10 protein-coding genes are annotated in these 14508 nt (G+C 29.1%); all 10 read right to left on the reverse strand.

What is annotated here, in order from left to right:
- Positions 1–6: 6 nt before the first annotated feature.
- Positions 7–6402 carry a PDxFFG protein gene (locus CJJ23_RS03580; protein WP_095334995.1) on the reverse strand — a complete coding sequence of 2132 codons (6396 nt, stop codon included), beginning with the start codon at positions 6400–6402 and terminating at the stop codon, positions 7–9.
- 19 nt (positions 6403–6421) lie between these two features.
- Positions 6422–7810, reverse strand: coding sequence for an ABC transporter ATP-binding protein (locus CJJ23_RS03585; protein WP_234805555.1), 1389 nt, complete (start codon positions 7808–7810; stop codon positions 6422–6424).
- Positions 7811–9343 carry an ABC transporter ATP-binding protein gene (locus CJJ23_RS03590; protein ID WP_095334996.1) on the reverse strand — a complete coding sequence of 511 codons (1533 nt, stop codon included), beginning with the start codon at positions 9341–9343 and terminating at the stop codon, positions 7811–7813.
- A 4-nt stretch (positions 9344–9347) separates the two neighbouring features.
- Positions 9348–10313 (reverse strand): ABC transporter permease, encoded by a 966-nt coding sequence (locus tag CJJ23_RS03595; protein ID WP_095334997.1) that lies wholly within the window; start codon positions 10311–10313, stop codon positions 9348–9350.
- Positions 10314–10316: 3 nt separating this feature from the next.
- Positions 10317–11339, reverse strand: coding sequence for an ABC transporter permease (locus CJJ23_RS03600; protein ID WP_095334998.1), 1023 nt, complete (start codon positions 11337–11339; stop codon positions 10317–10319).
- 160 nt (positions 11340–11499) lie between these two features.
- A complete protein-coding gene (locus CJJ23_RS05060) occupies positions 11500–11676 on the reverse strand; it encodes a hypothetical protein (protein WP_180738026.1) in 177 nt (58 codons plus the stop codon).
- A 649-nt stretch (positions 11677–12325) separates the two neighbouring features.
- Entirely contained in the window at positions 12326–12649 is a 324-nt protein-coding gene (locus CJJ23_RS03605) for a hypothetical protein (protein WP_095334999.1), read from the reverse strand.
- 175 nt (positions 12650–12824) lie between these two features.
- Entirely contained in the window at positions 12825–13424 is a 600-nt protein-coding gene (locus tag CJJ23_RS03610) for a hypothetical protein (protein WP_095335000.1), read from the reverse strand.
- 13 nt (positions 13425–13437) lie between these two features.
- Positions 13438–13950: a hypothetical protein gene (locus CJJ23_RS03615; protein WP_095335001.1), complete on the reverse strand. Its 513-nt coding sequence runs from the start codon at positions 13948–13950 to the stop codon at positions 13438–13440.
- Between the two features lie 63 nt (positions 13951–14013).
- On the reverse strand, positions 14014–14508 hold a 495-nt coding region (locus CJJ23_RS03620), incomplete at its 5' end, for a hypothetical protein (RefSeq protein ID WP_180738027.1).

Here is a 14508-nt window from a genome sequence, read left to right on the forward strand (position 1 = left end):
TCCTTTCTATAAGTTAAATTGATCGATTGAATTAAAGTATAGTTTACCATTTTTATCAACGAATGCCTTTGTTGGACTTTGAATTTGTGTTTTACCATTTTCAGTAATTGCTGTTCTTGTTCCAATATTTAATAAACCTTCAATTTCTTTGTTGTTTTCATCAACAAAGAAAATTCTTTGCTTACTATCTGGAATAATGAAAGCATTTGAGTATTTAGCAAAGATTGCAAAGTCTGAAATTCAACTTGTGTAACCTTCATCTGCTAAAGTACGTTTTGATGTACTATCACCTTGTGTTTGGAAATAGAATAAGTTATTAGTGTTTTCGAAGTTAACTTTTAAGTATTTAACTTCACCAGTTACTGTATCTTCAAATGCTAAGTTTTTAACTTTTTGTGCATCTTCAAGTTTCATGAAACCTCAAAAGACATTGCTATCTTTTTCTTTATCACGATAAATACCAGTTAAGGTTCTTTCGCTAACACCTTTTGATTTTAATAAATACATTCAAAAAGCACGTGCACGATCAGTTACTGCTTTATTTTCTAAGTCAGTGATTCTGATTGTTGTATCTTCGATAGATTTTCCTGAATCATCATAAAGTGCTCAATCAACAATTTCTTTTTGTCAACGATCTTTGAAGAAACCGTTATTTGAATTATTAACTAGACCAAAGTAATTTGATTCTGCATTATAATTACCATAGCTAGTATTAATTGCACTATTATTATGTAATTTTTTAACTTCATCATTTACACGTTCATAAACTGACTGTAGTTCTCTATAGAAAACATCAGCTTCATCTGTATTATCTTCAAATTGAATTGCTTCATTCAATGTATTAATATAATCATCTGCAAAAAGCAGGCTTAATCTTCTTAATTCATTACCTAAAAGTTCACGTTGTGTTCTGACTCTAGTTATTGCTTCTTGTGTGATCTTCTCTTCTTCATTAATAATGCTTAATGCAGTGTAATCGCTTACATCTAAAGTTTCTGCAGATTTAATTTTATTTAACACTGCTATTAATTCATCATATTTGGTTACTTGTTCTTGTGCTGCTTTTTTCAAGTCTTCATTTGAATATTCAGCATTCATTATTATCGAATTACTTTCACGGAATTTTGTATATTTATCAATATATTTATTCCATAATTCTAAATATGAGTCAAGATCTTCTTGATTTTCTTTTTGCACATAAAATAAAACTTTTGCAGATTCATAGGCTGCTTCTTTTAATAATTTATTTAAAGAAGTTTTATCTTCAGAAGATAACTCCGATGTATAAACTGAATTGTCTGATGCAAGTTGTGTTAAATTAATTGATTTAATTTTTGAAATTCTATTTAATTCTTTTAGTATCTGATTTTCTTTAATTGTAAAAGATGAATCTTGTTCTAAGTTAATGATTTTTATTAATTGCTTTCGTGCTGCAGCTTTTTCTTGTTCTGATGACGACTGATTGCTCATTAGTGCTATTCTTAGTAAAAGAATATCTCTATAAGTTAAACTTTGAAATATGTTTTCGTTAAACTCTTTAGAAGAAATTGTTGAAGAAAAATCAAGATGATTTAAAATTTCAGAAATATCCGCTGTTTCTAAATCAATTCCTGAAAAATTTAGTTTTTGAAAAATATATCTAAAATCACCAAGATACGTTTTAGCCAATTCAGATTGGTTGATGTATGTTAAAATATCAATTTGCTCCTGTGTTGTAAAGTTGCTAAAATTTTGATTATATTGAAGTTTTTTTAAGATTTCAACTAATATTTTAGCTTTCTCTTTTTCTTCATCGGATGCAGTTGTAGAGTCAACAATTGCTTGATATTTATTCTCTATTGCCTTTACCTTAGTTTTTCCTTCTTCTAGTCTCTTAATTGCTTGATCATTTGCATTTTTGTTTTTTGATCTAATTTCAGAAAATAATCTTTCAATTTCTGCATTGTTTAAATTGTAATAAGTATTTAATAATGCAACTTGTTGATTCAGTGAATTTGTTGTGATAGTAGTACTAGTTTTTAGTTTTTCAAATTCCTTATCTAATTTATCATAAACAATTTTTGCTTTTTCAGCTGCTTCTCTTACATTAATTCTTGGAGAAGAATTTAATTCATTTGATTCTTTCATTATCTTTTTAAACTGCTCTCTGTTTTCAGCAGCACTTAACTGTGAAAAGGCGATTGACAATTCTTGAAAATATAGTTTATTTTCTTCATCTTCATCATAAAACGGAACTTTTGAATCATTTCAAATTAATGTTGATGATGGATCCAAAAAGTATTCAAAACCTGTGTTAGACTCTGAAGCTCCTGTTAAGTAATCTGGTAAATTATGTAGATCTGTTCTATCTGGTGTGTATGTTAATTGGATGTAATCTCTTGTTAAAACTTCAGCTATTGAATATACATAATCAGTAAATTTTTGACTAATATCTGTATCTAGGCGCTGTTCATTATAAGTTAAAACATCATTTGTAGGTTTTGATTGAAAACCTACATTAACAACAGTTCCAGGTCCAAGATTAAGATTAGGGGAATTTGTAAAAGCTCAAACACCAAATAAGTAAAACGCATCAGAAATTGTTAATTCATTAACATTTTCAGTTGATAAGTTTAAACCTTCAAGTTTTTTAATCAAAGCTTCTTTTGTTTCTAAAGCAGTATATTCTGAATGCCTTTTATCAGGGTTTTCCATAACAAAATTTGATTGTATGAATGAACTTATACCTGTTACAGGGTGCATTAATTTTGCTAAAATTTCAAAATCATTTCCTAGTTTTACATTAGTTAAATAAACATTATATGCTGATTTTTCAAATAAACTCATTACATGATTTGCCAATTTTTGTTCATCGTTAACAACTTCATTTAATTGATCTTCACTTGAAAAATTACCTGCTTCTATTTCAGATTCAACATTAGCAAGTAATGCTGCTTTGAATTTATTTAAATCGAATTTGGTTTTTGCATAATCTATATCAAAAACTTTATTTTTACCATCTGGACTTAGTGAAATTTTTGAATAATCTAGAGAAATAAAATCAAAAATATCAACTAAGCGATTTTTAGTTTTTGCACTATCAGCAAATGCTTCGTAAAAGTTGACTGTTGTTCTTCCTGCCTGAGCATTCATTACTAAGGTAGCGATATTTGGATTATTTGTAGCGTCGGCAACATGATATAGTGCTTCTGAATTAGCTGTTGCTTGAGTTTGTATTAGTGCACCTAAACCTGAAGGTCTGGTACCTATTGCATATGCATTTTGATTTAAAGGAACTCTCCCACCTAAGTTCCTTATAACAACATCTCTAGAATCATAAAATCTTGCTCCATTAACTGTTGTTGGGTTTGGAACAAATGAATACATGACATCTGAACCTGTTTTAAATGTTTCTACTACATCAATGAAATTTAGAGATGTGTAAGCATGTGACCAACGATTAACAATTAAATCACCATTACCTGCAGCTCTAATAAAAGTATTTATGTCTCATGCTAATGAACCGTTGTCATAAAAATCACTTGTGTCAATTGGCAAATTAAGGTATTGTCTAATTACAGGCTTTGTATATGGATTTTGATTATCTTTTCAATTAGCATTGTAATGAATATAATTTTTTTCATTTTCATTGAAATTATTTTCTCAAAACTTTTTGAAATAATCTTCTGTATTAGCTAGGTAATATCCACCTGCACCCTCATAGGTAATAAAAGTTGGTCCATTTGTAAGTGATGTTGAACCTGATTCTCATCCATTATTAGTGTAAGGTATTTCAATTAATTTTAAAATCGTTCCTTGAATTTGTTTAACGATCGCTTCATCAGTTTCAGAAATTTCTTTACCAACTTCAGTTGAAATTACTGGAGAACCGTCTTTATTGTGTATTAAAATTTCTGCAATTTTCTTCGAATTTTCTTCGAATTTTACTACTTGAGGCATTCCATCTACAAAAAGAATTGCTTTGCCTTGTCCATCTTTTATAAATGTCTCTCCATTTTGAGGAATAGCAGCCTCTTTAAATGAAGCTTTTCCATTTTCATCAAAAACGTAATATTTAGCTGTTCCTTCAATTGAAGGATTTAGTGTACCTGAATAAAAATCAAAAGCATTTAGTAAAAATAAATCAGACAAAGTAACCCCTCGCTCTTTTGCTGCTTGCTTAAGCCCATCAAAGGTTTGTAAAAATCTTCTCTTTGTATTAGAAAGAGTTTCGGAAACATTTGTGTTATCTTTGCTACCAAAAATTAAGTCATCAGTTTCAACAACTTCATTTCCGTTTTCATCTGTTCAACTATATTGCGGAAAATCCCCTGCTCCATTTTGAGTTATATTTTTTCTATCAAAATTTATTTTGCTTGTACGTGCTTTTAGATATAAATTATAAACATCTGAATCAACAAATGAGTCGTAGTTTAAACCAGCTCTAGGGCTAACACCACCAACAACGGCATTAGTTTTTTCACCAACATCTTTTAGATTTTGTAAGGTTGTATGGTGACCATATTCGTGAGCGCCGACATATTTTAGAAAATCTGTACCTACACCTTTAAAATTAGGATCAGTCGCTTTTAGCAAGTATAAAAAACTTACACGATCATTGGTTGTGAATCCTTTATAATTTCCTGTTTCAATACTATATTCCATTACACCTTTATCATTAATTTTTCTAACTAAATGTTCTCCAGATAAATCTTTCAATAAATAAGGAAATTCACGTGCAACACGATCTAAAAGTCCGTCATATATCTGTGAGTAAATAGAAAATTCACGGTATGTCGAACCGTCTTTACGAGTTTCTAGTTCTTGATTTATTAAATATGGATTAACAAATCTTTTGTAACCGACTGATCTAACAAAATCATCAAATAAATTTAATTTTTTCTGGTCATTAGAATCTGCCTCAATCATAAATGTTCTTGTCGTTGTTGGTTCACCATCTTTTACTAATGAAATTGTTAGAATATTATTAGAAACATCTAAGGCTGAAACCTGATATTTGTGGATATTACTAATTTTAAAACTTGTTCCTAGGATATTTGTTGCAGATTGTAAGTTTTTAAAAAACCTTTCAGTAGTTACTCCATTAATAGTTTCACTATTTAAATAAACAAATGTTTCCTTTCCTTTTTCTTGTGAAGCGTATTGTTTAATGTTTGCAAAATCTCTAAAAATTACAAAGTTATCTGTTACTTCTTTTTGTGCTTTTTCTAAAGCACTTAAGATATTAATAGATTCATCATCAACCGATAAATTGCCAAGATGCAACTGCGATGAAAATGTTTCTTGCTCATTTGAAAAATTCAACTCTAAACGATTAGTTGAAGCGTAATTATTTAACCTATCAACTTCATTTCGTAAATATGTACCCAATGAAGATGACTGGGCTGCTAAAATTGAAGTTGATGTTAACCTAACTTTATGTGCTTTTTCACTTGAAAAAGTTAGATTAGGATATAAACTCTTAAATTGTGACTCTAAATCAGTTAAATTCTTAGCAAAAAACAGGTGATCTCTAATAGTTAGATCAATTGTTGTTTCATTTTCACGATAAATATAAAACTCTTTACCTTTTAATAAATTTAAAAATTGGATAGAGCGATAAGTTATTATACTTTCGTTTTCATCCGAAAGTTTTAAATTAGCTAGAGCGTTCATTAAATTAACATCTTTTAAATAATCATTAATTTCATCAACGTTTAAAAACTTTTTATTGTTCAACTGAAAAAGTAGTTTATCTGCTGAGTTGGATTTTCCAGCTGTAGTTGAATATAGAGGTAATGATCCATAAAATGAATCGGGGTAAAAAACAATTTCAGCATTTTCTTTTGCGACATTTGAATGTTGACCAAGGGTAATATTATTACCATTTTGTTTCACATTTTTCTTAATGTTAAACGCTTTCATGGTCACAAGATCAGGCCCTCAAGCAACATTTTCACTGAATCAAGTGGTGTATTCATGGAATTCTTTAGCGGTTATGGCATCTGTATAGTAATTTTTGAAAGTACTTGGTCCAATTTTAATAAATTGCACTGGTGTTTGACCTTTATATTGTTTAAGGTGTCACTCTTTAAATTCAGCAATAGTTTTTTCTTCAGCTTTGCTGTCTTCATATTTATTAAAAATGTTATATTCTTTATCAACCACTTTAACGTGTTCACCATCTGGACTAAGAATTGCAATTAAAATATGTTCTTGAACAGGGTCAACAAAGTAACTAATTGGGGCTGTTTGTGAATAGTTAATCTGATTTAATGAAGGGTTATTAACTAAATTTTTATTATCACTAAATTCTTGATTAACTGCTTTATCAATGGCAATACCTGCAAAAACTACACCAACAGCAGCTGATAAAGATGCTGCAGCAATTGCGAATTTACCTCATGTTGGGATTTTTTTCATAAATCCTCCTTTAATTTATTTAATATTTTCCTTGTTTTCAATCTGCTAATTCTTCAGCAGTTGCTAAAATGTAGTGACCTTCACGCACTTTCAATCATTCAGGTTGAATTTGTTGATTATAAGGGTGCATGTCAGGATCATAAACATAACCTACTAGTGAACCTTGTTTAGATTCTAAAGAAGGTACAGCATCTAGTAGTGATTTTGTATAAGGATGATAAGATCTTCTTGCAATATCTTCGGCTTTACCGATTTCAACAATTCTTCCCTTATACATAACAGCAATACGGTCTGAAACATATTCAACCATACGTAAATCGTGAGCAATTAACATCATGGTTAAATCGTATTTTTCTTTTAAGTCATTAAAGATATTAATAACTTGAGCCTGAATCGATACGTCTAGAGCTGAAATAGGCTCATCTGCTACTAATAAAGTAGGGCGCATAACTAAAGCGCGGCTAATTCCAATACGTTGTTGTTGTCCACCAGAAAATTCTAATGGATAACGATCAAGTACTGAAGTATCTAGACCAACTGATTTTAAAGTATCAATTACTCATTGTCTTTTAGGTTCAGCTAATGATTTAACTGTTAATAAGTGATTGGTTTTACTATTAGCAGAATCTAAATATTTTTGAAATTGAGCTAAAGTTTTATTTCTGCTAGGGTTAGCTTGTTTTAATTCTTCCATAAAACTAGTTTTTAAATAGTCTAGCAAGTTATCATCGCCATCGATATTGCGGTTTAATAATTGCTTACGATTTCATGATTTAGGTAGTACTAATTTAGCTTTTACTAACTTAGAATCTAAAATTTTTAAGACACTTTCAATGTGTAATTTTAGATATAAAGAACGCTGATGTTTTAAGTTATCAAGCCCTTCTTTAACTACGTTTCAGATGTTTTTATGGGGATTTAAACTACCACTAGGATCTTGGAAAATCATTTGCACTTTGTTCATTAAAAATTCACTCATGCTACGTTTTGCACTTGAATGTTTTTTAGGAACATGGCGACCAATTAATTCAATATCACCAAAACTACGGTTCACTAAGCCTGCAATTGTATTACCAATTGTTGATTTACCTGAACCTGATTCACCTACTAAACCTAAGATTTCACCTTTATAAATATTAAAAGATACATCTTTAATAGCCTTAAATTTATGTAGTGAAGTTCCATAAGTTACATCTAAATGACGAACTTTTAAAACAATTTCTCTGTCTTTAGATTCATCATCTAAATAAGCTTTTAAACCTTTTGTAGCATGGCGATATTTTTTATTATCGTAGCCAAAAAGTTTTAAACTTTTAGCAAAAATTGAATTATTAACATCTTCAAAAATCTGCTGACTAGCAAGTTGTTTGTTTAATTCAGCAGTTTGCATTTGTTCATGACTTGCCATTTAATTCCCACTTTCTTGAACCTTAACTGGTTCTTTTTTAGGACTTATTTTGATTCCTTTTAATGCTTTAAAAGGAGCCAAAAATCTTTTTAAAATGCTATCGTTTGTTTCTACAAACGGTGCTTTATTTTTGAAATAGCGTAACTTTGCTAGTTCAGCTTTAGTTTTTAATTGTTTTCAACTTTCTTGGTCTTTTTCAAAATAGTCTTTAACCAAAAAAGTTGGATTTAAGGCTTCTTCTAATTGAATCAGCCCTTTTTGAGCAATTGCTTGAGGATTTTCCATTTGGTTTTTACTTCAAATTTGCTCGATTAATTCAGGTGGTGTAATTGTTTGTGCTTTTTCATTGTATAGTCATGAGCGTACAAAATGAGTATCACTAAAATATACATAAGGGGGTTCATGCTCAAAATCAATATCTAGAGCATAATCATTACGAATAGCGAAAGCATCACCTTTAATTGCGTTTAACGAAGAAGGCACGTTTCCTCTAATTGTTTTTAAGACAGTGTCGTTATTAACATCAGGCATTGAAGAAATTAAACCTCAAGTATAAGGGTGCAGTGGTTTTTTCAAAATCTCATCACGAGTACCACTTTCAACAACTTGACCTGCATACATAATGCTGATTCTATCAGCTATAGAAGCAACCACTCCTAAGTCGTGAGTAATGAATAAAACAGAAATTTTAAACTGTTTTTGTAAGTCACGAATAACATCTAAAACTAGAGCCTGAACAGTCGGGTCAAGTGCAGTAGTAGGCTCATCCATGATTAAAACTTTTGGTTTTAAACTGACAATCGCAGCTATTACAACACGCTGCATCATCCCCCCTGAAAGTTCATGGGGATAAAGATGCATCACTTTTTCAGGGTTATTAATTTTAGTTAATCTTAGATATTCAAGAGCCTGATTATAAGCTTCTTTACGAGTTTTAACAATCCCGTTGATTAACATTCCTTCAATAATTTGTTTACCAATTTTAATAGTTGGATTTAAAGTTGACATCGCATTTTGAAAAACTGCAGAAACAATTTTTCCCCTATAAGTAGAATTTTCTCAATCTTTAAAAGAAAATTGTTGCACTTGGTTATTAAAAAGTCTAATTGATCCTGATTCAATTACTGAATTAGTTCCAGTTAAACCATATAAAGTAGAACAGATAACACTTTTACCTGATCCTGATTCACCAATGATGGCGTGCACTTCACCTTCATAAAGTTTTAAACCTGTGCCACGAATAACTAAGTTACGATCTTTAGGTCGTGCTGGGTTTTTAAAATATAAAACTAAATTATCAACTTCAGCAACAACTCTTTTAGGTTCACCTTTAATCATTTCTGTTTGTACATTTTTTTCAAAACCTTCTCAATCAAAGTCTTCAACTTTGCTCGAAGGTCTAAAAATGGTGTTTAAAAAAGGTAGTTGTGAAAGTTTTTGTTTAGTGTTTTTAACAAGGATATAACTAGTTTGACCTTGTTTTTTTAATCAAGATTTTTCTTTATCTTGTTTGTTTTGATTTTCTTTTTTCATTAGCTTACCTTTGTCTTCTTAATGCATCCTGAGTTGCATTTCCGAATAATTGAATTGAAGTTGTGAATAAGATCAAGATAAATGAAGGTAGTAAAACATAACGTGGATATAAGGTTATGATTTGTGCTCCTGAAGTAATTAATGATCCTAAAGTAGCAGTATTAGGTAAACTTAGTCCGATAAATGATAGACCAGTTTCTGCTAAAACAGCACCTGGGATAGAAAATACTAACTGAGTTATTAAGATAGGAATAATAACTGGGATAAATGATCTTAAGATTTTGTATTTAGGTGTACCTAAAACAATTGAAGCTTTTACTCATTCTAGAGATTTAGCACGTTTAACTTGAGCACGCACCTGATTGGCAGTTCCTATTCAGCCCGAGATGACTAAAGAACCTACGATAGTGAAAAAACTTGGGTTGAAAACAATTGTTGCCAAAATCATGATGATGATGGTAGGAATGTTTGAAAGAATCTTGATTAAAAATTGTAAGACACGGTCAACTCCTAAAAAGTAACCCATTAAGATTCCTAAAGTAACACCGATTACAATATCAATAATTGCTGCTGAAATAGCAATTGCTAACGAGAATCTAAGACCGTGTCATAACTGTGCTCATAAATCACGACCTAGTTGGTCAGTTCCTAAAATATGGTTTTCACTAAAAAATGGTAAGAAACTTTCATTAGGATTTAAAGTTGATGGATCAACTGTTGTTAAAGGAATTATTAATGCAGCTAAAACTAGCATAGCAATGATAATTACTCCAAAAACACCACCTCAATTACCTGCAAAACGGTTAATAAATTCATTTAATGGTTTACTTTTAGCATGAATATGTGCCGTTTCTCTTGTTTCAGCAATTTTTTCCATTATCTTAAAAGATAAATAGTTAAAAGGCTGAGCAATACGATTTGGTGCATAGATTTCACTTGAAATAGCTTTTGCTGATGAATTGTTTGCCATAGATTAATGTCCTCCTCTTCTAATTCTAGGATCGATCAAGCGATATAGAATATCTCTTGAAGTATATGATAATATTGTCACAAAAACAAATACTATCACTAAAAATAATAAGATTGAATAATCCTGTCCAGTGATTGAATTTAATAATAATCCCCCTGAACCAGGAATATTAAAAATTTGCTCGATAAAAATTGAACCGATAAAACTACTTAAAACAACTGCAGGGAAAAAGGTTGCAATTGGGAATAAAGCAGGTTTTAAAGCATGTCTTCAAACAAATCTGCTTTTGCTTACTCCTTTTAAGTAAGCAAATTTAGCATGCACAGAATTTAACTCGCGGTTTAATTCTGTTCTAATATAGCGCACATAAACAACAATTGAACCAAGTGATAAAGCTAATGAAGGTAAGATATATGTGGCTGCATTATTAGCATCAAAAATATAAGGAATTCCAATTTGACGTCCAATTAATAATAATAGTAATGAAAATACTAATGAAGGAATTGAAATCATAATTGAAATTACCAAAGTAGATGCATTATCTAAAATCCCTCCAGGATTTTTACCTACTAGAATTCCTAGTGGAATTCCGATTACTAAAGTTATGATAACTGAGATGATACCAACTGAAAAAGATGTACCAAAACGGGCTCAAATAAATTCATTGATTTCCACTGTTGGAAACAATGATAAAGAAATCCCAAAATCTCCTCTAAATAAACCACCTAAATAGTTTAAATAACGTTGAAAAACTGGTAAATCTAGTCCAAATTGGGCTCTAATAGCAGCAGCTTGTGCTTCATTTAAACCACTAGTTAAAGTTGTAGAACCAGGTACTACTGATAATAAGAAAAATACTATCGTAATAACTATTCAAGAGATGATGACAAATTCTATTAAAATCTTTAAAGCAGTTAAAAAGAAACTTCAGTATTTATTTTTAAAATCAAAGATCCTAGAAAGGGGGTCTTCAACTTGTTGAATTTTTGCTTGACTGAAGATTATTGCTTCGTTTGAAAATTTCACTTTTCCTCTTTTCTTAAAAATATTTATGATCACTTTTTATGATCTAGATTCGAAACTTAATAAAAAAAATTAAAGTATCTGTTTAACACTTTAATTAATTATTATTTATAAAACTTTTTATAACTTGTTTTAAACAGCATTTACTTAATTTATTGTGATTTTATTGATTAAGTAAAAAATTATAACTAATTAAAGTATTTAACTTTTCTTCATACACCATATAGCGTTTAATATTATCAATCTTAGTAGTGTTTGCAGAAATATTAAAAGTATCAATGAATTTGGCAAATTCATTAATTAATGTTAGTTTTATGTTTCATGTTTGAAAACTTAACATCTTTACTTCCTTTAGTTTTATTAAAATTTCTAGACTAATTTTAGCACGATTTTTAAAAAATGCAAATAAAAAATTAACAAAGTTTATTACATAAAATTTAGATGATTTTTTAGCTAATTTGCACTGTTAAAAATAACTGATTTATTATTTTTGGTTTGTTATTTTTAAAGTCTAAAAAGTAGTACTTCAACAACTAACGACATAGAATTTTTTTTAGATAAATATTTTTTTAAATTTTTTGAAGTAATTTTGCAAAACATTATTAAAACTAAAATCAAGTGAATTCAGTCCATCAAATACAGAAAATGCTTATTTTTGGCTATTTTTAACATAAACTAGCCACTAATAAAAATTTTTAGGCTAAATTAAAGTCCTAACATTCAAATAAACCATCAAGATTTTAGTGACACTGAAATTTTTAATTATTTGTTAAAAAAATCAATTTTATTGTATAATAGTGATGTCAAGTTGCTTAGATTTCGCACTTGACCTCGATCTAATGATTTTGAGAATATATGAAATCTTATATCTCCTTACACAAATTGCAAGCACATTGTTTTTCAATTGTGCTTTTCTTTTTACCTTTTTTGTAAAGCTAAAAAAATAATGACATGATTAACTCATGTCATTTTAATTTGTTTTAGTAATACTATTTCTTTGATAAGTTTTCAATTCGTGCATCAAGATCACGAATTAATTCAAGAATGGATTTAGTGCGCTCGTTATAATCATTATCTAAAATCCCGTTTTCAATTTTAAAACTTTCTTCAGTAATGGTAATTTTAATAGGCGCTAACTCACCAGCTGCTCGAGCAAGTTCTAATTCTTCATCATGCTTTTTACTTAAATTAATTTTATCTTGTTCATACTTAATTTTGATTTGCTCAATATTTTTAATTCAACTATCTTTTTCTCTTTTAAGTTCTTCGATAGTTTGGGCAGTACTGTTTTTATAATTTGTTCAAATTGGCATATTAATAACATTCCTTTTCAGATATAGATATTTATTAATAATATACCTAATTTTGAAAACTTTAATAATTTTTTTGGCTTTTTTATTTTGTTGTTAATTAGTTTATAGTTATTAGCAATGCACTAAAGACTAATAAAAAACTGGCCTTACCAGTTTAATTATTTGATGATTTTAACTATTTTTTGTCTTTAAGAATACTTAAAATTTGTTTTAAAGTATCTTCTATACCATCAATTCTTTTGTTGGTTTCATCGATTTTTTTATGAATTAATTGATTGTTTTCATCGATCTTTTTATTAGTTTGTTCATTGTTTTCGTTGATTACTTGAAGAAGTTCATTTTTTAGATTATTTAATCCTGTGGCTAATTGTTGACTAAAATCTTTTCTTAATTCATTGGCTACTTTATCTGTATATATTTCTCATTCTGGTTTATTCAAAGGTTTTGGATCAGTTCCACCACCTTGACCATTATCGCCTCCTCCATCTGGAGTATCAATATCTTCTTCGCCACCATCGATAATAACTATTTCTTCACGTTCTCTCAATTCACCGACTACTTCATAAATAAGTCTATATTTTTTTCTATCATCACTAAACTTTTCAACAAGTTGAACTTCTTTTAAAACATAATCAATTTTACGTGCTAGTAAAATCTTGTGAATTTTACTTACAACAAAATTATCTATTTTATCTTTAATTTTACCTTTTATTTTCTTGACCATCTTACTTAAATTATAACCAAAATATTTTGAATTAAATAAGAGATTTTGCACAAAACAAAATCTCTTATTTTTTATCTTTAAGAATACTTAAAATTTGTTTTAAAGTATCTTCTATACCATCAATTCTTTTGTTGGTTTCATCGATTTTTTTATTTGTTCGATTATTGTTTTCGTTGCTCACTTGAAGGAGTTCTATTTTTGCATTAGATAATTCTTGACTGAATTTATGTCTTAGTTCATCTCGAACCTGATTCATATATATTTTTCATTCAGGATCATTCGATAAATTTGGTTTAATTTCTCCACCATTTCCATTGTTTCCATCTTCTCCACCTAAAGTATTGGTATTTTCTTGTTCACCACCATCGATAATAATAACTGTTTCTTCTCGCCCTTTTAATTCACCGATTACTTCATAAATGAGTTTATATTTTGTTCTATCATCACTGAACTTTTCAACTAAATGCACTTCTTTTAAAACATAATCAATCTTGCGAGCTTTTAAAATATTATGGATTTTGCTGATTGCAAAATTATCTTTTTTATTCTTAATTTTGGAACTATTCTTTTTAGTCATATATTTAAATTATAACTAAAATAATTTGAATTAAATAAGAGATTTTGCACAAAACAAAATCTCTTATTTTTTATCTTTGAGAATTTCTAAAATTTGTTTTAAAGTACTTTCCAAACCATCAATTCTCTTGTTAGTTTGTTCATTGTTTTTATTAATTACACTAAGAAGTTCGGCTTTTGCACTATATAATTCTTGACCAAATTCTTTTCTTAATTCATTTAATCCTTTTTTTAGTTTTTGACCAAATTCTTGCCTTAGATCATCTCGAACCTGATTCATATATATTTTTCATTCAGGATCATTCGATGGATTTGCCTTAATTTCTCCACCTTCTGCATTATTTCCATCTTCTCCACCTGGAGTATTGGTATTTTCTTTTTCGCCACCATCGATAATAATAACTGTTTCTTCTCGCCCTTTTAATTCACCGATTACTTCATAAATGAGTTTATATTTTGTTCTATCATCACTGAACTTTTCAACTAAATGCACTTCTTTTAAAACATAATCAATCTTGCGAGCTTTTAAAATATTATGGATTTTGCTGATTGCAAAATC

This window comes from Mycoplasmopsis agassizii (genome assembly GCF_002276225.1).
Taxonomy (GTDB): domain Bacteria; phylum Bacillota_I; class Bacilli_A; order Mycoplasmatales; family Metamycoplasmataceae; genus Mycoplasmopsis_B; species Mycoplasmopsis_B agassizii_A.